Genomic DNA, 22,327 nt, shown 5'->3' on the forward strand with positions numbered 1-22,327 from the left:
TGATAGAATTTTCTCAAATTTAAAAAATTAACGACTCATCTAACCATGACAACTAATTATTCAGCTCAAGAAATTACCGTTCTTAAAGATCTCGAGCCGGTGCAAATTCGCCCTGGTATGTATACAGACACCACTCGCCCGAATCACCTCGCACAAGAAGTTATTGATAACAGCGTGGATGAAGCCCTTGCGGGTTTTGCCACAAAAATTGAAGTAATTTTACACCCAGATCAATCCATTGAAGTCACAGACAATGGTCGCGGTATGCCTGTGGATATTCATCCTACAGAAGGCGTTTCTGGGGTAGAAGTAATCCTGACTAAACTGCATGCGGGTGGTAAATTCTCCAATAAAAATTATGAATTTGCGGGTGGTTTACACGGTGTTGGGATTTCTGTGGTGAATGCGCTTTCTGAACGCGTGGATATTCAAGTCAAACGTAATGGTGAAGTGTATAAAATTGCCTTTGAAAACGGCAATAAAGTAGAAGAATTGGAAGTTATTGGGAGTTGTGGCAGACGCACAACAGGAACAACCGTTCACTTCAAACCGAATCCAAAATATTTTGACAGCGCGAAATTTTCCGTTAGCCGCCTACGCCATTTATTAAGAGCGAAAGCGGTACTCTGCTCAGGGCTTGAAATCAAATTCATTGATAAAGTAAACAATACTCAAGATATTTGGTTATATGAAGACGGTCTTTCCGATTACCTTATCGAAGCAGTTAACGGCTTTGAAACCCTTCCGGAAAAACCATTCGTTGGTGAATTTAAGGGAACAAATGAAGCGGTTAGCTGGGCATTACTTTGGTTGCCAGAAGGCGGTGAATTGATTGGCGAAAGCTACGTAAACTTAATTCCGACTATTCAAGGCGGAACGCATGTTAATGGCCTACGTCAAGGTTTATTAGATGCCATTCGAGAATTCTGCGAATTTAGAAATCTATTACCACGCGGCGTAAAACTTACCGCTGATGATATTTGGGATCGTTGTTCTTACATTCTTTCCCTTAAAATGCAGGATGCGCAATTCGCGGGGCAAACTAAGGAACGCTTATCATCACGCCAAAGTGCGGTGTTTGTCAGCGGTGTTTTAAAAGATGCGTTCAGTCTATGGCTCAACCAAAACGTACAAGACGCTGAAAAATTAGCAGAAATTGCGATCAGTTCTGCACAACGCCGGTTACGCGCAGCTAAAAAAGTCGTACGTAAAAAACTTGTTAGTGGGCCTGCATTACCAGGAAAATTAGCAGATTGTGGCTCACAGGATTTAGAAAAAACGGAATTATTTTTAGTGGAAGGTGACTCTGCGGGCGGTTCAGCAAAACAAGCACGTGATCGCGAATATCAAGCGATTTTGCCGTTACGTGGAAAAATCTTAAATACGTGGGAAGTTTCACCTGATCAAGTATTAGGTTCAACCGAAATTCACGATATCGCCGTTGCTCTAGGGATCGATCCTGACAGCAATGATTTATCACAACTTCGCTATGGTAAAGTATGTATTCTCGCGGATGCTGACTCTGATGGACTCCATATTGCCACCCTACTCTGCGCCCTGTTCTTACGCCATTTTCCGAAATTGGTACAAGACGGTCACGTTTATGTAGCAATGCCGCCTCTTTATCGCATTGACTTAAATAAAGAAGTCTTCTACGCATTAGATGAAAGTGAAAAAGAGACAATTTTAGATCGATTGAAAAATAAAAAAGGCAAACCGAATGTTCAACGTTTTAAAGGTTTAGGTGAAATGAACCCATCACAATTACGTGAAACAACGATGGATCCTAATACTCGTCGCCTTGTTCAATTAACTTATGATTTAGAGGAAGACCAAGGCGCGGATACATTAGAACTCATGGATATGTTGTTATCAAAAAAACGTTCCGAAGACCGTAAAAATTGGTTGCAAGCGAAAGGCGATCAGGTTGATTTATCTGTTTAGACTAAATTAATCTCAGCAAATCCGAATTTTAATAAATTAAGAATCTATTCAATTAACAGAAACCAAAATGACAAATATCAATTATGAAGGCATTGAGCAAATGCCTCTACGCACCTTCACGGAAAGGGCTTATCTCAACTATTCCATGTATGTCATCATGGATCGTGCTCTGCCTTTTATCGGTGACGGTTTAAAACCTGTTCAACGCCGTATTGTATATGCAATGTCTGAACTTGGCTTAAATGCCACGGCAAAATACAAAAAATCTGCCCGTACCGTCGGTGATGTACTCGGTAAATTCCATCCACATGGTGACAGTGCTTGTTATGAAGCGATGGTGTTAATGGCACAACCATTCTCTTATCGTTATCCACTTGTAGATGGTCAAGGTAACTGGGGGACACCGGATGATCCAAAATCTTTCGCTGCCATGCGTTATACTGAATCACGCCTGTCTAAAATCTCTGAAATCTTGCTGAGTGAACTCGGACAAGGAACGGTAGATTATCAACCAAACTTTGATGGAACCTTGGCTGAACCGCAATATTTACCTGCTCGTTTACCTCATATTTTATTGAACGGCACAACAGGTATTGCGGTGGGGATGGCCACAGATATTCCACCACACAATATTAACGAAATTGCTGATGCGGCAGTAATGTTGCTAGATAATCCGAAAGCGGGATTAGATAATGTACTTGAAATTGTTCAAGGCCCAGATTTTCCAACAGAAGCAGAAATTATTTCGCCAAAATCAGAAATTCGTAAAATTTATGAGCAAGGTCGTGGCTCAATAAAAATGCGTGCAACTTGGAAAAAAGAAGAGGGTGAGATTATTATCTCTGCGCTTCCACATCAATCTTCGCCATCCAAAGTTATTGCACAAATAGCCGAACAAATGACGGCAAAAAAACTGCCAATGCTAGAAGATATTCGTGATGAAGCCGATCACGAAAATCCAATTCGCATTGTACTAGTCCCTCGATCAAACCGAGTCGATACTGATGCGTTAATGGCACATTTATTTGCTACCACAGATCTTGAAAAAAGCTACCGTGTAAATATGAATATGATCGGGCTTGATCATAAACCTGCGGTAAAAGGTTTATTAGAAATCTTAAATGAATGGCTTACCTTCCGTCGTACGACCGTAACTCGTCGCCTTCAATATCGCCTAGATAAAGTACTCTCTCGCTTGCATATTTTAGAAGGTTTGATGATAGCCTTTTTAAATATTGATGAAGTTATCGAAATTATACGTCATGAAGATGATCCAAAAGCAGAGCTTATGGCTCGCTTTAATTTAAGCGATGAACAAGCCGATGCAATTTTAAATTTACGCTTACGTCATTTAGCAAAATTAGAGGAAAACCAACTCAAAGCTGAACAAGATGAACTTGAAAAAGAGCGGTTAAATTTAGAAGCAATTTTAGGATCAGAACGCCGTTTGAATACGCTTATCAAAAAAGAAATTCAAGAAGATGCGAAAACATATGCCAGTCCACGTATGTCTCAACTGGTCGAACGTGAAGAAGCCAAAATGATCTCTGAAAGTGACATGACGCCAGCAGAGCCTGTCACTGTCATCTTATCAGAAATGGGCTGGGTACGTTGTGCTAAAGGACACGATATTGATCCTAAATCATTAAGCTACAAAGCGGGTGATAATTATCGAGCTCATGCTTGTGGCAAGAGTAATCAAGCCGTTGTATTCATTGATAGTACGGGGCGAAGTTATGCACTCGATCCGCTTTCATTGCCTTCCGCTCGTTCGCAAGGTGAACCCCTCACGGGTAAGCTAAATTTACCAGCTGGTGCGACCATTGAATATGTCTTAATGGCGAGTGAACAGCAAGAATTATTGATGGCTTCTGATGCGGGTTATGGTTTTATTTGTAAATTTGAGGATTTAATTGCACGTAATAAAGCAGGAAAAGCCTTGATTTCTTTACCAGAAAATGCCAAAGTGATGGAGCCTAAGACGCTGGCGAATGCCACCGCACTTGTTGTCGCTATGACATCCGCTGGCAGAATGTTGATTTTCCCGGCAAAAGATTTACCGGCATTATCAAAAGGCAAAGGCAATAAAATTGTTACAATTCCTGCAGCAAATGCAAAAGAGCGTAGTGAATTGTTACTGAAATTATTGCTCATTTCAGATCAAGCTAGTCTTGAATTTCATTCCGGAAAACGAAAAATTGTATTAAAACCGGAAGATCTGCAGAAGTTCCGTGCTGAACGAGGCAGAAAAGGTTCGACATTACCACGTGGATTACATAGCAATGTTGAAATAGTGGTAATCGAACCGCAACACAACACATAACTTAAACACAACATAGGGAGATCCAATTTATGAGTCATACATTTAGCACGTATGAAACCCTTGCACTAGCAAGCTTAGTCTTGCTCTTGGGTTATTTTCTCGTTAAACGAATCAGCATCTTAAAAACCTTCAACATTCCTGAGCCAGTTGTTGGTGGTTTTATTGTTGCCATTGGTCTTTTAATTTGGAATAAAGTTGACGGGACATCCTTTAACTTCGATAAAAATTTGCAAACTACCATGATGTTAGTGTTCTTCACTTCCATTGGTTTAAGCGCAAACTTTTCCCGTTTAATTAAAGGCGGAAAACCACTTATCGTATTTTTGTTCGTCGCTGGTTTGCTAATTATTTGCCAAAATGTTATTGGTGTCGTAGGTTCATTAGCATTAGGTATCCATCCAGCATACGGTTTATTAGCGGGTTCTGTAACATTAACTGGCGGTCATGGCACTGGTGCAGCATGGGCTGATACATTCGTTCATCAATTCAATTTACAAGGCGCTACTGAAATTGCTATGGCATGTGCAACCTTTGGTTTAGTCTTTGGTGGTATCATCGGTGGTCCTGTTGCACGTTTCTTATTAAATCGTCAAAAACAAGGTGAAAATCCTGAAAATGATGAAGTAGATGATATTCAAGAGGCTTTTGAACATCCAACTTACAAACGTAAAATTACTTCACGCTCGTTGATTGAAACTATTGCAATGATGTCTATCTGTTTGCTTATCGGCCAATATTTAGATGCTCAAACGAAAGGCACCGCATTCCAATTACCAACATTCGTATGGTGTTTATTTACCGGGGTAATTATCCGCAATATTTTAACCAATATCTTCCGTTTCCAAGTAGCTGATTCGGCTATTGATGTATTAGGTAGCGTGGGTTTATCTATCTTCTTAGCTATCGCCTTAATGTCATTAAAACTTTGGGAACTTGCAGGCTTAGCGGTAGATGTATTAATCATCCTTGCAGTACAAGTTGTCTTTATGGCGGTATTTGCAATCTATGTTACTTATCGCGCAATGGGTAAAGATTATGATGCGGTTGTATTAAGCTCTGGTCATTGTGGTTTCGGTTTAGGTGCAACACCAACAGCCGTTGCAAATATGCAAGCCATTACCAGCCGTTTTGGGCCATCACACAAAGCATTTTTAATCGTTCCAATGGTCGGTGCATTCTTTATTGATTTAATCAATGCTGCGCTATTAAAAGTCTCATTTGCAGTTGTAAATATGCTCGCGTAAAGTGCGGTTAAAATTGACAATGTTTTAGAGAAATGCCTTTATCTTGAATTGATAAAGGCATTTATTTTAAGGAAGAAAAACAAAAGGAAAAACTATGCACGAATTATCTCTTTGTCAAAATATGCTGGAAATAGTAGAACAACAATGCAAGAGTCACGATATAAAAAAAGTTACGGATCTTTGGTTAGAAATTGGCGCACTCTCTTGTGTAGAACCTGACGCATTAGAATTTTGTTTTGATATAACCTTTCAAGGTACCGCTGCTGAAGGCTGTAAACTTCATCTGATTCCTATAGCAGCACAAGCCTGGTGTTGGCAGTGTCAAAAATTAGTTGAGATACAAGCGCATCATGATTCCTGCCCAAATTGTGGCAGCATACACTTGCAACGACAAAGTGGTGATGAATTACGTATTAAAGAAATTGCCTTTGAATAAACCGCTCTTTTTTAGCATTTCCAATATTCTTACCCATATCATATTTCATTAAGTATAAAAAAGGACAGGCATAAAGCCTGTCCTCATCATGATAAATATGATAATTAAGCCACAAGTGCGGTTTCTTTTAAGCGTGATTTGAGCTTAGTATATTCAGTTACAACATAGTGCTCAGCCCAACGTTGATCTTCAATTTTCTCGATACGCACTGCGCTGTATTTATATTCCGGAGTACGAGATCCCGGATTTAAATGTTCAGCCGTGAGTTCGTTACATTTTCCGATCCACCATTGGTAAGTCATATAACACGCACCTTTGTTAGTACGAGAACTTACATCAGCACGAGATATAACTTTACCACGAGATGAAGAAATCCAAACAAGCTCATTATTCTTAATACCTAAAGCTTTCGCATCTTGATCGTTCATTTGAACAAATCCTGGTTCATCAGCCAACGCAGCAAGTGCACGGCAGTTACCCGTCATTGAACGGCAAGAATAGTGACCAACTTCACGCACGGTAGAAAGCACTAATGGATATTCTTCAGAGACTTCTTCCATTGGCGGTTCCCAGTCGCAAGCAAAGAATTCAGCTTTACCATTTGGACGGTCGAAGATTTGACCTTCATACAAGTATGTAGTGCCTTGATCTTCAGGGCCTTCATCCGTACATGGCCATTGAATATAACCCAAGCCTTCCATTTTTTCGTAAGTTGCACCTTTATAAATTGGGCAAAGCTCACGCAACTCATCCCAAATTTCTTTGGTATTGTTATAATGCATTGGATAACCCAAAGCTTGTGCCATAAGACTAATGATTTCCCAGTCGTCTTTCACATCACCAACAGGATCCACCGCTTTATAGAAACGTTGGAAACCACGGTCAGCCGCACTATAAACACCCTCGTGTTCAGCACAAGATGTTGCTGGTAAAATCACATCCGCTTCCGCTGCCGTTTGAGTCATAAAGATATCTTGAACAATAATAAACTCAAGATCTTTAAAGGTTTGTTTCATGGCATTCAAATCAGGTTCAGTTTGTAAAGTATCTTCACCCATAATATAGAATGCTTTGAGTTTACCTTCTGCCACTGCATGTGGCACTTCACTCAATGGTACACCTGGTTTGGTTGGAATAGACGGTACGCCCCATGCTTTCGCAAATTTAGCGTTGATTTCTGGATCCGCATAACTTTGATAACCAGGTAAAGTATTATATAAAGCCCCCATGTCACATGCGCCTTGTACGTTATTTTGACCACGCACAGGGTTTACACCAACATTTGGTTTACCTAAGTTACCAGTAAGCATTGCTAAACTTGCCAACGCACGTACGGTTTCCACACCTTGACGGAACTGACATACACCCATACCCCATAGGATTGTCGCAGTTTCTGCTTTCGCATAAGTGCGGGCAATTTCTCTCAACATTTCAGGCTCAACGCCAGTGATATGTTGAGTTGATTCAGGTGTATAAGCTTTTACAGTTTCATAGAACGCATCGAAATTTTCGGTATGTTCATCAATGAATTTTTGATCTTGTAGCCCTTCTTCAAGAATTACGTTCATCATTGCATTCAAAAATGCGACGTTACTACCATTGGCAAGTGGCGCATAAATGTCAGCAATACGAGCGGTTTCAATTTTACGAGGGTCACAAACAATAACCTTAGCCCCTTTTGCTTTTGCGTGGTTAATACGACGCGCCACAATAGGGTGAGACGTTGAGGCATTATAGCCAAAGATAAATACGCATTTAGTGTCTTCAATCTCAACGATTGAATTGGACATCGCGCCATTACCCACTGATTTGAGCAGACCTGCTACAGATGGGCCATGTCAGACACGTGCACAACAGTCAATGTTGTTATTGCCTAATACCGCACGAGCAAATTTTTGCATAACGAAATTCACTTCGTTACCTGGTCCACGAGAAGAACCCGTTACCATAATTGACTCGTTGCCATATTTTTCTCTAATTTCTTGTAAACGTTTTGCTGAATAGGAAATTGCTTCTTCCCAGCTCACAGGCGTGAACGGCTCGCCACGTTTGTAGCGAATCATCGGTTGAGTTAGGCGAGGAGTGAGGATTTTTGTGTCATGCACGAAATCCCAGCCATAATATCCTTTCAGGCAAAGCTCCCGTTCGTTCGTTTTACCGTTTGCACCTTCAGCACCCACAATTTTGTTGTTCTCAACCAATAGATTGATCTTACAACCTGAAGCGCAATACGGACAGACAGTAATCACTTTTTTAATTGTCATAGTAATGTCCTTATTTTAGGTAACTAGAATGAATTACTCATTCCGAGTAGTATAATACGCCTAAATAAAGAACATAGACTTATAAATTATGTGGATTTTTTGATATAAAACAGGTTTTAAGCAATTTTTTAGAATATTTAAAACAAGTAAAAAAATAGCCGCACTTTATGCGGCTATTTTTATATAACATTGGAAATAAATATATTTATTTTCCCCAGACCTCTTCAGCGATGTCACGGATAAACTCTAATTTTTTCCATTGTTGTTCTTCAGTTAAAATATTGCCTTCTTCTGTAGAAGCAAAACCACATTGAGGGCTTAAACAAAGTTGATTAATATCGACATATTGTGTTGCTTCCTTAATGCGTGCAATAATTTCATCACGATTTTCTAAGTCACCTGATTTGGATGTCACTAATCCTAGAACAACTTGCTGATTTTTAATAAAACGTAACGGTTTAAAATCACCCGCACGATCACTATCATATTCTAAGAAGAAACCATCTACATTACAGTGACCAAATAAGATTTCTGCTATAGGTTCATAACCACCAGCAGAGAACCAAGTAGAACGGAAATTACCTCGACAAATATGCATTGTAATGGCTAGATCAGCTGGTTTAGCCGCAACAATTTTATTAATCATATAGACATAATCTTTTGCGATTTGATCAAGATCTAAACCTCGCTCTGTATAGGCCTTGCGTTTATCTTCAGCACAAAACTCACCCCAACTTGTATCATCCAATTGCAAGTTGCGACAGCCTGCAGCATAGAAGATATTCATTGCTTTAATATAAGCATCAGCAATATCATCAAGTAATAATTGATTATTATCTTGATAACGTGCAATAGGACGATAATCTGTTTCACGTACTGTACAAATTAAATGCAACATGGAAGGAGAAGGAATGGTTAATTTTACTTCTGTTTCACCTGAGATTTTTTGTAAAGCACGATAATGTGCTATGAATGGATGATTCTCAGAAAAATCAATTTTATCAACAATACGTAAAGTTTTTGGGCGGACACTATGATGTTTAAATTGTACCGAAAATTTTTCTACATCCACTTCTTTTACACCATCTAAAGCGGCTAAGAAGTCAAGATGCCAGAAAGTGCGACGAAACTCCCCATCTGTTACAGCAGATAATCCCACTGACTTTTGATGCTCAACTAATTTTGAAATTTCACTATCTTCTACTTGAGTTAAGTCGGCGCAAGAAATGTCGCCACAGCTACATTGATGGCGTGCTTGTTTTAATGTTTCTGGGCGTAAAAAGCTTCCTACAATATCAAAACGATAAGGGGCTTGAGTTCGAGTTTTGGCATTTGGAAATAATTTGCTCATGATGCTTTCCTATAATTAAATTTCAAATGAAATGCGGTCGATTCTAACAAAGAATATCTAGCGATAGAAGTTTTAGCCATATAGATGTATATGAATTTTCTTTATGGTTTTAAGAAATAAATTTCATATAAGTCATTGAAAGCAGATTCTTACAATATTAAAAATACCGCACTTTCATGCGGTATTCACAAAATTAATGGCTACTTAATACTTGTGCTGGTTGTAATTTAGCTGCCCTACTTGCTGGATAAAGACTAGCAATCAAACTCAATGCGAGCGCTGCGACTAAAACCATCAAAACATCCAACCAATGTAACTCGCTTGGCAAAAAATCGACAAAATACACATCACCCGATAATAATTTCTTACCGATAACCCACTCAATGCCTTGAATAAAGGTTGTAAGATTTAATGCAAGTATAATGCCTAACACAATACCAATTAAGCAACCTTTCATTCCTGCCTGTAAGCCATACCAAATAAAAATACGTTTAATGAACACATTATTCGCCCCAAGCGTACGCATAATAGCTATATCGCCCTGCTTATCTTTTACCGCCATAATCAGCGTAGAAACGATATTAAAACATGCTACCCCAATCACTAGCACCATCGCGATGTACATCACTGTTCGAATAAGTTGAATATCGCGATACATATAACCAAATTTACCAATCCAGTTTTGAATATAAAGCATCTGTGGATAATCATTAAGCATAGATAAATCCAGATTTTTCACAGAAAAAGGATCATCTAATTTTAATTCAACCCCTGTTATTTGATCAGATTTATAAGTTAAAAATTCTTGTGCTTGAGCAAGCGGCAATAAGGCATAACTATAATCAAGTTGTCCATCTAGACGCAAAATTGCAGTGACTTGCACGCGTTCACGAGTGGGTTGAGCAAGTTGTTCATAGCCGTTTTGCTGAGAAATAAGTAAGGTAACCCAATCACCTGCTTTTACATCAAGTTCTCTAGCAATACCCGATCCCAGGACTAATCCACCTTCTTTACCAAATTTATCCCAACCTTGCTCTTGTACGAAATTACCAAGAGAGCTCACACGATCTTCTGCTTGTTTTTCAATGCCCTTCACCTGAACCACTTTCAGTTTTGAGCCATTTTCTACCAATGCAGTAAAACTAACAAAAGGGGAAATACCTTTAATTTGGGCATTTTGTTGTAAGCGTGTTTCTAAATTTTGCCAATGGTGAATGGTTGGATCTGCCGCATTGGGCGCTGATAAGATCTCTGCATGGGGAACTACTGCAAGAATTCGTTGGTTAAGCTCACGCTCAAAACCATTCATCGCACTTAAACCAACAATTAAAACTGTAACACCCAGCGCAATACCGATAGCTGAAAATTTTGCAATTAATGCAACCAAAGGATTTTTCTGCTTGCCACGTTGATAACGCCAACTAATAAAAAACGGCGTATTCATCACACACCTTCCTTCAAAATACCATCTTGCATGACTAAGCGACGAGATAGTTTTTCAGCAAGTCCCATATCGTGAGTAACTAATAAAAAAGCGATATTTTGCTCTTGATTAAGTTGTTGGATGAGTTCAAAAATGCTTTCAGTAGTCTTGTGATCAAGATTCCCTGTGGGCTCATCCGCTAAAACTAACGATGGATTATTCACTAAAGCACGCGCAATCGCCACGCGCTGACGTTCCCCACCAGAAAGCGCAGAAGGACGATGCGTAATTCTATGACTTAATCCCACCGCACTTAGCATTTTTTCGGCACGATCTTTCGCTTCTGTTTTATTTTGATAACCAATCAACATCGGCATCATCACATTTTCAAGTGCGGTAAAATCTGCCATTAAATGATGGAATTGATACACAAATCCTAAATAGCGATTACGCAAAGCAGCTAATTCATTAGCCGATGCTTTTTGCAAGGATTGTCCATTAATAAACACTTCCCCACTACTTGGCTGATCAAGTCCCCCTAAAGTATGCAATAAAGTACTTTTCCCTGAACCTGAGCTTCCTACAATCGCAACCAACTCTGCGGGTGCCATAGAAAAAGAAACGCCTTTTAACACTTGTGTTTGGTTTTCACCTTCTTGATAAAATTTATTGATATTTTCGCATTTTAATAAATAGTTATTCATTTTTTACTCGTTTTAACCGCACTTTAGCGGCAGATCATCTCATTAAAAACTGGCGCGAGTCTATCACACTTTTCTTTCAGCTTAAATTTCAATGCGCCCAAAGTATTCAAATCCCGTTTCAGGAAAATATTTTTTAAGATAACCTTTTAAATAGCCTTGTGTCTCTTCACTAATAATTGGATCGTATTCTGGGTAACTGTTATACATTACACTTAGCACAGATACACCATGAGAACGACAAGCCTCCAAACTTAATAATGTATGGTTTATGCTACCTAATTTTCCCGATGTCACTAAAATCAAAGGGTAATTGTTTGACTGGATATAATCTAACGTCGTCGCCTCTTCGCAATAAGGCACCATTAACCCACCAGCCCCCTCCAGCAGCACATAATCATATTTTCCTGCCAAAAGTGCGGTGGATTTTTCAATAATTTTTTCATTAATTTCTCGCCCTTCGAGCTTTGCCGCTAAATGAGGAGAACAAGGGTATTCAAAAAGATAAGGGCAGGTATCACCTTGTAAATCTTCTTTCGTCAAATCAATGCCTTGAATCTTTCGATGTACAACCAAATCATCAGCGATATTTTTACAGCCTGTTTGAATCATTTTTTGTGTAATAACGGAAAAGCCTTGTTCCATCAACTTTTTAGCATAAATGCCTGTTGCAACTGTTTTACCTACATCGGTATCAATGCCCGATACAAAAATAACCTTGCCCATAAATACGCCTTACTAATTTCCAACACGAGAATAACGTGCGATAAAAAACAATGGATGATAAGTTAACCGCACTTTACCCGATGGCAAACTAAAAGCCTTCAAGTAATCACCAATAAATTTGTTGAGATTTTTTCTTGTCCAATTTTTCTGGTTAGTCGCTGTTACACCGGTATATTTCAGATGTTTGAGTACATCCAATGGCGTATCAAAGTCTAGTATTACATTAAAATCATCACACCATAAAAGCTCAAAATCATTGGCTAACCAATTTTTCCATTGAGATAAATTCGGATAACTTAACCCCATATTCGTCATTTGGCGAATCTCCTTTAAATTATCTTCACCAAAGGTCGTCACCACCAATAACCCATTAGGTTTCAATCCTGTTTTACAATGGGAAATAAAATTAACAGGATGATGGAACCACTGCACCGCTGATGCACTTGCAATCAAGTCAAATCGTCGTTGAAAAGGAAAGTTCTCTGCATCACCACAATAAAAATCAAAGGGTTGAATCAGTTTTTCAGCGAGTAGAGAGCGCACATCGCACAAATCGTTAAATAACCAATAATTCGCTGAAATCTGTTTCTGCAACAACGTACTCAACATACCAGAACCACAACCGAGCTCCAAAACACTATCTAGTGGCCCATTTGGTAAATAGTCTTGCAAATGTGTCATTAACTTAATATTCATTTTTTGTTGAATTAACGCATGTTCATCATAGCTATTTAAGGCTTTTTGGAAGGCGTGTTGAATACGCGATTTATCTACGGAAGCTAATGATTCCATAATGCCGACCAGTGGGTAAATCTTGAAAACACATAATGCTCACCCTCTATTTCCTGAACAGCACAACGCGATGCCCAATATTGGTGCTGATTAGCTGGCATAAAAATTTTATCGCGAGAACTAACCCATGCATTTGCCCAGTGAATAAGATCGATGCGTTTATCCTGCTGAATCATCGCAAAAAGTGCGGTGAGTTCTTGATGAATTTCGTTAAATGGTCGTGCAGAAAATTGTTGATAACGTTCAAAAGATACTTTATCACCACAGATTCTACGTTCAAACTTTGAACGAGTATTTTTTGTGAGATTCTCTAGCGTACCTTTAAAAATAGCGTAGGGAATACCGAAGCTATCATCACAAGGTAAACCTGTGCCATTCACTGCGGTTGCTGATTGTAAGGTGATTCCTTGTAATACTCGCTCTGCCACCCAAACACCCATTGACCATGCCACTACACGAATTTGCTGATAGGTAGAAAAATCAAAATCTAACTTCAAATCTTGATAATCGTAGCAAATTAATAAATTGTGATTTGTTGGCAAAATCAAATGAGCTACCGCATCAAGAGGTGTCCCCCAGCCAGCAAAATAAACTATTAAATGCTCACCTTGATGATCATAAAATTTCGTTTTCACATTATTTCCTTATAAGCATGCCACAAACTGTTTTACTTCATCCATTGTCATATCTGCCGTCAAAGACAATCGTATTCTGGATGTACCTTTTGGTACTGTCGGTGGTCTAATCGGCAAGCAATAATAACCTTGCTCTTGCAGATCTTTCGCCTTGGCAAGGGTTGCTTCGTTCTCACCTAAAATATAGGGAACAATGCAAGTTTGGCTTGGCATTATTTGCGTTCTATGCTCCACTTCTTGGCGTAAAAATGCACTTAACTGCTCAAGATGCGTTCTTTCTTTTGAAAGTTGTGGTAATCGTTCAAAAATAAAATGAGTCCACGCCACATTAAACGGCGGAAGTGCGGTTGAAAAAATCAATGGACGCATTTGATTAATCAAGCACTCTTTTAATATTTGATCACAGACGACATAAGCGCCCATTGAAGCTAAGGCTTTGCCAAAAGTGCCAACCAATAAATCTATATCAGATATCACATTAGCTCGCTCAGCAATACCTAATCCGTTTTTACCATAAACGCCTATTGCATGGGCTTCATCCACATAAAGATAAGTATTGGGAAACTGTTTTTTTAATTGAACAAGATACTTCAAATCAGCTACATCGCCATCCATACTAAAAACCGACTCTGTCACAATAAAAATGCGGTCAAATTTTCCGGCATTTTTTTCGAGCAGACTCTTTAGATGTTGATAATCATTATGACGATAACGAAAAAACTGACATTGGCTCAGACGAATACCATCAATCATACTGGCATGCACTAATTTATCTGCCAAAATTAAACTTTTTGTTGTCGTCAATGCCGGTAAAATACCAAGATTTGCGTGATAGCCACTGTTGAACAATAAGGCACTTTCCCGTTGGAAACGTTGTGCGATAATTTGCTCGAGATCGGTATAAATAGGAAAATTTCCCGTTAATAAACGAGACGAAGAACTGGTAAAAGAAGGGAAATTATCGCCATATTGCTGTAAAAAAGACTGGCGCAAGTTTTCATTTGATGCCAAACCTAAATAATCATTAGATGACATATTCAACATTGTGCGATTTTCTCGCGTAATATATCGTCCTTGATGAACTAAGTCTGGAATTGAACGATATTGATTTTTTGCGCTAAGCTGTTCCAGCAGCTGTTTAAAAGCATCCATTTTTCATCCTAATGTTCATATTCCTGAGTTAAAGCCAGAATCATGCCTTCTGTTAATTTCTGAAGTTCATCATCTTTAATCACAAATGGTGGCATCACATAAACCAATTTTCCGAAAGGTCGAATCCAAACACCTTGTTCCACAAAACGTGGGACTAAAGTTTTCATATTTACCGCACTTTTCATTTCAACCACTCCTATCGCCCCTAATACGCGAACTTCTTTGACGTAATCTTTTTCAGCTAAAGGCGAAAGCTGTTGTTTTAAGGAAGACTCAATTCGCTGAATATTTTGCTGCCAAGGGCTTTCCAATAATAAACGGATAGATTCTGCCGCAATCGCACAAGCCAATGGATTTGCCATAAAAGTGGGGCCGTGCATAAAGCATTTAGCCTCACCGCTACAAATAATTTGCGCAATTTCAGTGGTCGTAATGGTTGCCGATAAAGTTAAATAACCACCCGTTAAGGCTTTACCGATACACATAATATCTGGCGAAATCCCAGCATGCTCGGCAGCAAATAATTTCCCTGTACGGCCAAAACCCGTGGCAATTTCATCAAAAATTAGCAATACACCATATTGTTTACAAAGCGCTTGCGCTTTCACTAAATAAGTTGGCGAATAAAAATACATACCGCCCGCACCTTGCACGACAGGCTCTAAAATAAGTGCGGCGATTTCGCTACCTTTTTTCTTAAGTAAATCAGCTAAAGGTTCAATGGCACCATCATTCCAAGATTCATTAAATGGAATATTGGGCTGAGGAAGAAAATATTGTACGGGCAGGCTATGATGAAATAAATGATGCATCCCTGTGGTTGGATCACACACTGACATAGCATTCCAAGTATCGCCATGATAACCCGAACGGATGGTGGCAAATTTTTGCCGTTGTACTTCGCCTTTAGCGTGATGATATTGAATAGCCATTTTCATCGCCACTTCCACAGCAACTGAACCACTATCAGCAAAAAAGATCTTATCTAATCCATTTGGCAAAATTTGTACCAATAATTGAGCTAATTCTACCGCGGGTTCATGGGTAAAACCGCCAAACATAATATGGCTCATTTTTGCCAACTGATTCTGTGCCGCCGCATTTAAACGAGGGTGATTATAACCATGCAGCGCCGCCCACCAAGAAGACATACCATCAATCAAACGACGACCATCTTTTAAGGTTATCATCACGCCATCTGCACATTCTACCGCATAAAGCGGCATATCAGAAGAAACGGAAGAATAAGGATGCCAAATATGTTGTGTATCAAAAGCTAAAAGTGATTGTTCATCCATCATTCATTTACCATTAAAAACTTATTCGTATCGCAAGGCAGCGGCAGGTTCTACTTTCGCTGCTCGATAAGCGGGATAAAGTGTAGAAAGTAAAGAAAGCAACAAGGAAAATCCAATGACAAAAATCATTTGAACAAAAGATAATTCTGTCGGTAAAAAAACACCTTGTGGATTTACCGCACTTACAACGTCTGTTAAGTTCAAGGTGATTAAGACCCCTAAAATAGCACCGAGCAATGTGCCAACAAATCCCACCAGCAATCCTTGATAAATAAACACTGAACGCACTTGAGATTTTGTTAAGCCCTGAGTTTGCAAGATCGCAATTTCCCCTTGTTTATCCACCACCATTAAACTTAAAGAGGTGACAATATTGGAAATCGCTACGACAATGATCAAACTAATCAGCAATCCCATCATATTTTTTTCCATTCTCACCGCTTGGAAAAATTCACCTTTTTGGACACGCCAATCCGTGATTTTTTGTGTTGGGAAATGTTGTGGGAGTTCTGTAATTTGGAACGGATCATTCAAAAATAAACGATAACCCTGCGCTTGCTGCGGTTGAATACGCATTAAGCGACCAATATCTGTAATATTAGCAAAGGCTTCATAACCCGATGCTTCGCCATAATCATAATAAATATTGCTAACAGTAAATAAACGCTGCATTGGCACCCGACCGAATGGTGTATATTGGCTATTTTCTGTAATCATCAAACGGATTTTATCCCCAATATTCACGCCCAGTTTTTGCGCAAGTTGATCACCAATGACCAGTTTAAATTCACCGCTAGGTAAAATTTCATTAAATTTAGTCTGATCAAAAGATTCAACCAAAGGATCATCAGAAAATGATTGAATACCAATGATTTGTCCTGCACTCACACCTTTTGTCGTTTGGTAAATCACATTTGTTGTATTGATCGGCACCGCTTTTTGGACAAAGTGCGGTAAATTTTCTAATGTTTTTTCTGTAGAAATAGGCTGTTCTTCACTCACAATCGCATGAGGAATGGAAGATAACACCTGTTGTTTTTGGTAACCTTCTAATCCATTCATCACAGAAAGCACGATGATCAATGCCATCACACCTAGCACGATCCCCAGACTTGCAAGATTAGTGACTAATCGCCCAAAACGATCCGCACTTTTCGCACGCCAATAACGTAGCGCAATATAAAGAGAAATAGGGAAATTCATTATTTTTGATTTAATTGTTGTACAAATTCTTCGATGTTTTGCATTACTTTGCCAACTAATGTTGTCACTGCACTATCACTCGCCCAAGCAATATGCGGAGTGATAATTAAATTAGGCATAGTTTTTGCAGCTAAAATTAACGAATTATCTTTTTCTGGTGGCTCTTTTACCATTACATCCAAAGCCGCTCCGCCTAAATGCCCCGTTTTTAACGCATCAACTAATGCAAGTTCATCAATCAAGGGCCCACGCCCTGTATTAATCAAAAATGCACCTTTTTTCATTTTGGATAAGGTTTCTGCATTAATTAAATTCTTGGTTGTTTCAGTTAATGGGCAATGCAAAGTCACAATATCCGCTTGTTTTAAGACTTCCTCAAAGGGCGTATAACCTTCACGGCAAACAGTGGCATCTTTATGTTCTGCATAAAGCACCTTCATTCCCACGGCATTAGCCAAACGCCCCACTTCTGTCCCTAAGCAACCTTTACCAACTACACCTAATGTTGAACCGAACACATCTGTAATTGGGTAATCAAAATAACAAAACTGTTTACTTTCCGACCATTTTGCTTCCATTTGATCGCGTAACCAACCAGCTAAACTATGTTTTAAAGCGAAAATTAATCCCATGACATGTTCTGGTACTGTCGTGCTGGAATAACCTGTCACATTACGCACGGTAATTCCCATTTCTTCTGCAGCCACAAGATCAACATTATTTGTACCGGTTGCAGTAATTGCAATTAACTTTAACTTAGGTAATTGTTTTAACGTTTCTCGATCAAAAATGACTTTGCTCGTAATAACAATATCAGCATCTTTCGCTCGTTCAATCGTTTCTGCAGAAGAAGTATGCTCATATTCAATCCAAGTATGCGCAAAAGTTGGACGAGGAATAGGGATATGCTTCGGGATAGCCGTACTATCTAAAAAGACGATATTCATCATTTCTCCTTTTATATACAAAGTGCGGTCAAAATTAACCGCACTTTTCTCTAAATGATATTTCAATTAATTACTCGTCACTTTACGTCTAGCAATCACTGCATCAGAAAGCTGTTTAAGAAGAATTTCAGAATCTTCCCATCCAATGCACGCATCCGTAATACTTTGCCCATAAGTTTGCGCTTTGCCATCAACTAAATCTTGACGGCCTTCCACTAAATGACTTTCCACCATTACGCCAAAGATTTGTTTAGAACCAGATGCAATCTGATTGCATACATCTTGGCAAACGTCCATTTGTTTTTTAAATTGTTTACAGCTATTTGCATGGCTGAAATCAACCATAACATGTGGAATACGACCAGATTTCTCAATATCAGCACAAACTTTTACCACATCTTCAGCGTTATAGTTTGGTCCTTTATCACCGCCGCGTAAAATAATATGGCAATCTTCATTCCCTTTTGTAGAAACAATCGCAGAATGACCAAATTTGGTTACAGATAAGAAATAATGAGGAGCTTCTGCTGCGCCAATTGCATCTAAAGCAACTTTCACACCACCATTAGTTGCATTTTTAAAACCAACCGCACAAGATAAACCAGAGGCTAACTCACGGTGAACTTGTGATTCAGTCGTACGCGCCCCAATTGCACCCCAGCTCATAAAATCTGCAACATATTGTGGTGTGATCATATCTAAAAATTCACCTGCAGATGGCACACCTAAATCATTAATATCAGAAAGTAATTTTCGTGCAATGCGTAAACCATCATTTAAACGATAAGTATCATTTAAATACGGATCGTTAATTAAACCTTTCCAACCCACCGTTGTACGTGGTTTTTCAAAGTACACACGCATAATAATTTCAAGGCTATCTTTATATTTTTCACGTAATGGTTTTAAACGGTTTGCATACTCAATTGCTGCTTTAGGATCATGAATAGAGCAAGGACCAATAATCACTAATAAACGATCATCTTTACCATGAATAATATTATGTGCTTCATGACGGGTTTGTTTTACTAATTTAGCCGCATATTCACTAGCTGGGTATTTTTCTAATAAGGCAATGGGCGGTAAAACCTGATCGACTTTCTCAATACGCGTATCATCGTTTGCCACGACAATTTCAATTTTTTCTTTAGCCATACATCACTCTCTTGCTTTCAAATGTTGTGTTTAATTATGTTGTTACTCTACACTTATTTTTTGTACTAGTAAACTAGTTCATTATGTTTTTTTTTAAGCTTATTATGATAACAATCTTATTAAACAATCTTTAATAAAGCATTGCAAGTGAAATGGTATGACACAATAACGGGCATATTTTCCTCTCTTTTAATGTTAATTAAAGCATATTTTTAAAGCCGATATAAAAAACACCGCAAAGTGCGGTGTTTTTTCATTATGTTTTCGCTATCAACTGATTACCATTGGTAACCTACGCCAGCTGCAACGCCAGTTTTACCTTGGGTATTTGCCGTACCAGATAAACGGATGATGATCTTACCGTTATCAGAGATACGAGACATACCTAGCGCAAGACTATTTTGCCCTTGGTAGTTACCAGCTGCAATACCAACTAAGCTCTTGCCTGGAGTATAAGCTTGCGGAATTGTCGCCGCCGCTAATGCACTTGCAGTACCCGCATCCGCACGTTTGCCAACTTTGTTGATCTTGTTATCCAAGCCACCAAGCTTATGACCAATACCTGCAGCGACAGCATATAACTGACTACCGTTAATCGCATCAGTAGAAGTTGATGAAATTTCACCCGCCGCTACGTTTTGAATACGACGCTCATTACCTGCTGCACCAACAGAAACTACGCCATCAGCTTTCGCTCCTTGGAAACCACCATAAGTCATATACCCTACCGTTGCAGTGCTTACAGTACCTGTTGAACCAGCTGTTGTGCTAGCACCTTGAGTACCATCCTGTTTCAAGTTACGTAAAGTACCAGTTTTAGAACCATTACCGCCACGAGCTGTAGATTTAGCACCCAAGATAGCAGAGTTTTCTACAGTGTGTTTCACGTCATTACCTAACACAAACGTATCATTGGTTGAGACGGTATTATTGTTACCCACAGAATAACTTCCTTGGCCGCTTACTGTGCTTGGGTCACCAAATGCACCAGAGTTATTACCAGTTACACGGTTACCCGTACCAATACTGATCGAATCCTTACCCGTTACAACAGAATTGAAACCAATTGCAACTGCGTGTTCACCTTCAGCGCTTGATTTAGAACCAATCGCTGTTGCAAATTTACCACTTGCACTTGAATCAAAGTCATTCTCTTGTTCCATTTTCGGGCGAGCTACGCCGTCATTAGAATGGAAGAACTTAATACCTTGCTCATTCATATTGTAAATTGCTTCAACTACGGAGTTAGTTACAATCTCTTTTTGGCTATGAACATTGTAAGTTTTTAACACCGCGACATCATGCCCATCAATTTTTTCAGTTACAACTGTTTTACCTTTAGGCGCGTCTTTAGTCACATACTTAGGATTATTTTGGCTATCATACTCAATCGTATCGTACTTATTATTTGTAGGAGTTACATTTTTCTGATCACCAGCCAATACATAAAGCTGTGCACCATTTACGGCATCTGTGCTATTTGGTGAAATATCACCCGCAGCAACGCCTGTAATCTTAGTTGGTGCTTTACCATCTGCACCACTTACATTGATGTTACCACCATTGTTTGTGATCTTAGGTCCATTAGCATCACCAAATTGAACACTATTGAATTGAACATCGTCTTTGGTTTTATAGGTATATGCCACATTGCCATCTTTATCGACAGTTTGTGCCACTTCCATATTTTTACCAGATTCAAAGTTCACCGCCTTACCAGGATTGATTAGCGTATCTTTCGCACCGCCTGTTGCAGTTTTAGAGTTTGTTCTCCAGCCTGAATTGTTGATAGCTTCAGCAACATTTTGTGCGGTTGCCACTTTGTTCAACGGAGCTGCCGCATCTTGGGCTACTTTAAGTACATCTTGGGCAGCTTTTTTCGCTTCTGGAGTTGCATCCGCAGGCAAATCTTTTACTGCCTGTTCGGCTTTCTTCAGATCGTCTGCCAGTTTCTTCGCTTCATCTGCAGTAACAGGGCCTTTTACCATACCAGGTTTGGTTGCGTCCGCAGTAATTTCACCCGCATCCACATCAAACTTCACATAAGTATCAGTCACTTTCTTGCCAAACTCATCAACACGCTCAACAGTTGCAACAGCCGCTTTTGTGCCTTTACCATCTGCAAAACGAACATTGTCATTTGGATTGACTTTCTCAAGTTTATCTGCTGATAAGGCTTTATCTTTATCACTAAATGCTGCATTAGCTTTGGATGAGTCAGCCAAACCAACATTCCAACCAGACTCTTGGATTGCTGTTGCCACGGTATTACCGGTAACAAAGCCTGAACCACTGTTAGTGATAACATCATTTTTATCGATATTTAGGGTACCTGCAGGCTTACCATTCACATCTGTTTGGAAGCCTTCTGGTTTTCCATCTTTATCGATCTTGTAGTAATTATCTCCGATCTTAACAGCTTCGGTTTTAGTTCCATCTTTATGAGTAACTGTTACTTTATCAGTAACTTTACCTTCTTTGATGCCTACCGTAATTTCACGAGTGCCGTCAGCCAATGTGTTACCGGTAATTTCAATGCCTGTACCGCCTTTAAAATCCACTACATTAGCATTTTTCACCACATCTTTGTAGCCATTGCCATCTTTCGCAGATACCACCCAGCCCATATTTTGTAAGTCACCTACCGTCGCCGCCGCGTTTTTGTTGACAGGTGCACCTACCGTGCCATTCAAGTCCACTAAATCCGCTGTTGTCGGCACTGCTGGCGTGCTA

The 22,327-nt window shown here is 39.3% G+C and carries 17 protein-coding genes; 4 read left to right on the top strand and 13 right to left on the bottom strand.

Annotated features, from left to right (window positions below):
* The first annotated feature begins 45 nt into the window (after window positions 1-45).
* From parE to hypA, 4 genes are all read left to right on the top strand, one after another.
* Window positions 46-1,944: a DNA topoisomerase IV subunit B gene (gene parE, locus FE813_RS07120; RefSeq protein WP_139990021.1), complete on the top strand. Its 1,899-nt coding sequence runs from the start codon at window positions 46-48 to the stop codon at window positions 1,942-1,944.
* 67 nt (window positions 1,945-2,011) lie between these two features.
* Window positions 2,012-4,267 (top strand): DNA topoisomerase IV subunit A, encoded by a 2,256-nt coding sequence (gene parC, locus FE813_RS07125; RefSeq protein ID WP_139990022.1) that lies wholly within the window; start codon window positions 2,012-2,014, stop codon window positions 4,265-4,267.
* A gap of 29 nt (window positions 4,268-4,296) precedes the next feature.
* A complete protein-coding gene (gltS, locus tag FE813_RS07130; RefSeq protein WP_133498681.1) occupies window positions 4,297-5,511 on the top strand; it encodes a sodium/glutamate symporter in 1,215 nt (404 codons plus the stop codon).
* 94 nt (window positions 5,512-5,605) lie between these two features.
* A complete protein-coding gene (gene hypA, locus FE813_RS07135; RefSeq protein ID WP_005633520.1) occupies window positions 5,606-5,947 on the top strand; it encodes a hydrogenase maturation nickel metallochaperone HypA in 342 nt (113 codons plus the stop codon).
* Between the two features lie 104 nt (window positions 5,948-6,051).
* Here the strand turns inward: hypA and fdhF are convergent, their stop codons facing one another.
* The 13 genes from fdhF to FE813_RS07200 all read right to left on the bottom strand — a co-directional run.
* Window positions 6,052-8,211 carry a formate dehydrogenase subunit alpha gene (gene fdhF, locus FE813_RS07140; protein WP_232604891.1) on the bottom strand — a complete coding sequence of 720 codons (2,160 nt, stop codon included), beginning with the start codon at window positions 8,209-8,211 and terminating at the stop codon, window positions 6,052-6,054.
* A gap of 205 nt (window positions 8,212-8,416) precedes the next feature.
* A complete protein-coding gene (locus FE813_RS07145; protein ID WP_139990023.1) occupies window positions 8,417-9,562 on the bottom strand; it encodes a 5-methyltetrahydropteroyltriglutamate--homocysteine S-methyltransferase in 1,146 nt (381 codons plus the stop codon).
* 193 nt (window positions 9,563-9,755) lie between these two features.
* Window positions 9,756-11,006 carry a lipoprotein-releasing ABC transporter permease subunit LolE gene (gene lolE / locus FE813_RS07150; RefSeq protein ID WP_139990024.1) on the bottom strand — a complete coding sequence of 417 codons (1,251 nt, stop codon included), beginning with the start codon at window positions 11,004-11,006 and terminating at the stop codon, window positions 9,756-9,758.
* Window positions 11,006-11,689, bottom strand: coding sequence for a lipoprotein-releasing ABC transporter ATP-binding protein LolD (lolD, locus tag FE813_RS07155; RefSeq protein ID WP_139990025.1), 684 nt, complete (start codon window positions 11,687-11,689; stop codon window positions 11,006-11,008). The genes lolE and lolD overlap by 1 nt, the downstream gene beginning before the upstream one ends.
* An 81-nt stretch (window positions 11,690-11,770) precedes the next feature.
* Window positions 11,771-12,412 carry a dethiobiotin synthase gene (gene bioD, locus FE813_RS07160; RefSeq protein ID WP_139990026.1) on the bottom strand — a complete coding sequence of 214 codons (642 nt, stop codon included), beginning with the start codon at window positions 12,410-12,412 and terminating at the stop codon, window positions 11,771-11,773.
* Window positions 12,413-12,424: 12 nt separating this feature from the next.
* Window positions 12,425-13,204 carry a malonyl-ACP O-methyltransferase BioC gene (gene bioC, locus FE813_RS07165; RefSeq protein WP_139990027.1) on the bottom strand — a complete coding sequence of 260 codons (780 nt, stop codon included), beginning with the start codon at window positions 13,202-13,204 and terminating at the stop codon, window positions 12,425-12,427.
* Window positions 13,192-13,839, bottom strand: coding sequence for a DUF452 family protein (locus FE813_RS07170; RefSeq protein ID WP_139990028.1), 648 nt, complete (start codon window positions 13,837-13,839; stop codon window positions 13,192-13,194). The genes bioC and FE813_RS07170 overlap by 13 nt, the downstream gene beginning before the upstream one ends.
* Window positions 13,840-13,848: 9 nt before the next feature.
* The gene (gene bioF, locus FE813_RS07175) at window positions 13,849-14,991 is read right to left on the bottom strand and encodes an 8-amino-7-oxononanoate synthase (RefSeq protein ID WP_139990029.1); all 1,143 of its coding nucleotides are present in this window, start codon (window positions 14,989-14,991) and stop codon (window positions 13,849-13,851) included.
* Between the two features lie 8 nt (window positions 14,992-14,999).
* Complete coding sequence (bioA, locus tag FE813_RS07180) at window positions 15,000-16,289, bottom strand: adenosylmethionine--8-amino-7-oxononanoate transaminase (protein ID WP_180978708.1); 1,290 nt, start codon at window positions 16,287-16,289, stop codon at window positions 15,000-15,002.
* A 21-nt stretch (window positions 16,290-16,310) separates the two neighbouring features.
* Complete coding sequence (locus tag FE813_RS07185; protein WP_139990031.1) at window positions 16,311-17,492, bottom strand: lipoprotein-releasing ABC transporter permease subunit; 1,182 nt, start codon at window positions 17,490-17,492, stop codon at window positions 16,311-16,313.
* Window positions 17,492-18,439, bottom strand: coding sequence for a 2-hydroxyacid dehydrogenase (locus tag FE813_RS07190; RefSeq protein ID WP_139990038.1), 948 nt, complete (start codon window positions 18,437-18,439; stop codon window positions 17,492-17,494). Before FE813_RS07190 ends, FE813_RS07185 begins: the two co-directional genes overlap by 1 nt.
* A gap of 66 nt (window positions 18,440-18,505) precedes the next feature.
* A complete protein-coding gene (gene aroG / locus FE813_RS07195) occupies window positions 18,506-19,594 on the bottom strand; it encodes a 3-deoxy-7-phosphoheptulonate synthase AroG (protein WP_139990032.1) in 1,089 nt (362 codons plus the stop codon).
* Between the two features lie 278 nt (window positions 19,595-19,872).
* On the bottom strand, window positions 19,873-22,327 hold a 2,455-nt coding region (locus tag FE813_RS07200; RefSeq protein WP_180978704.1), incomplete at its 5' end, for a YadA family autotransporter adhesin.

The organism is Haemophilus seminalis (assembly GCF_006384255.1).
Classification (GTDB): Bacteria; Pseudomonadota; Gammaproteobacteria; order Enterobacterales; family Pasteurellaceae; genus Haemophilus; species Haemophilus seminalis.

Coding starts and splice junctions, on each gene's coding strand:
- FE813_RS07145 (WP_139990023.1), bottom strand. CDS start 9,562: ATGAGCAAATTATTTCCAAATGCCAAAACTCGAACTCAAGCCCCTTAT.
- aroG (WP_139990032.1), bottom strand. CDS start 19,594: ATGGCTAAAGAAAAAATTGAAATTGTCGTGGCAAACGATGATACGCGT.
- FE813_RS07185 (WP_139990031.1), bottom strand. CDS start 17,492: ATGAATTTCCCTATTTCTCTTTATATTGCGCTACGTTATTGGCGTGCG.
- lolD (WP_139990025.1), bottom strand. CDS start 11,689: ATGAATAACTATTTATTAAAATGCGAAAATATCAATAAATTTTATCAA.
- FE813_RS07190 (WP_139990038.1), bottom strand. CDS start 18,439: ATGAATATCGTCTTTTTAGATAGTACGGCTATCCCGAAGCATATCCCT.
- bioC (WP_139990027.1), bottom strand. CDS start 13,204: ATGGAATCATTAGCTTCCGTAGATAAATCGCGTATTCAACACGCCTTC.
- parE (WP_139990021.1), top strand. CDS start 46: ATGACAACTAATTATTCAGCTCAAGAAATTACCGTTCTTAAAGATCTC.
- gltS (WP_133498681.1), top strand. CDS start 4,297: ATGAGTCATACATTTAGCACGTATGAAACCCTTGCACTAGCAAGCTTA.
- bioA (WP_180978708.1), bottom strand. CDS start 16,289: ATGGATGAACAATCACTTTTAGCTTTTGATACACAACATATTTGGCAT.
- parC (WP_139990022.1), top strand. CDS start 2,012: ATGACAAATATCAATTATGAAGGCATTGAGCAAATGCCTCTACGCACC.
- hypA (WP_005633520.1), top strand. CDS start 5,606: ATGCACGAATTATCTCTTTGTCAAAATATGCTGGAAATAGTAGAACAA.
- bioD (WP_139990026.1), bottom strand. CDS start 12,412: ATGGGCAAGGTTATTTTTGTATCGGGCATTGATACCGATGTAGGTAAA.
- bioF (WP_139990029.1), bottom strand. CDS start 14,991: ATGGATGCTTTTAAACAGCTGCTGGAACAGCTTAGCGCAAAAAATCAA.
- lolE (WP_139990024.1), bottom strand. CDS start 11,006: ATGAATACGCCGTTTTTTATTAGTTGGCGTTATCAACGTGGCAAGCAG.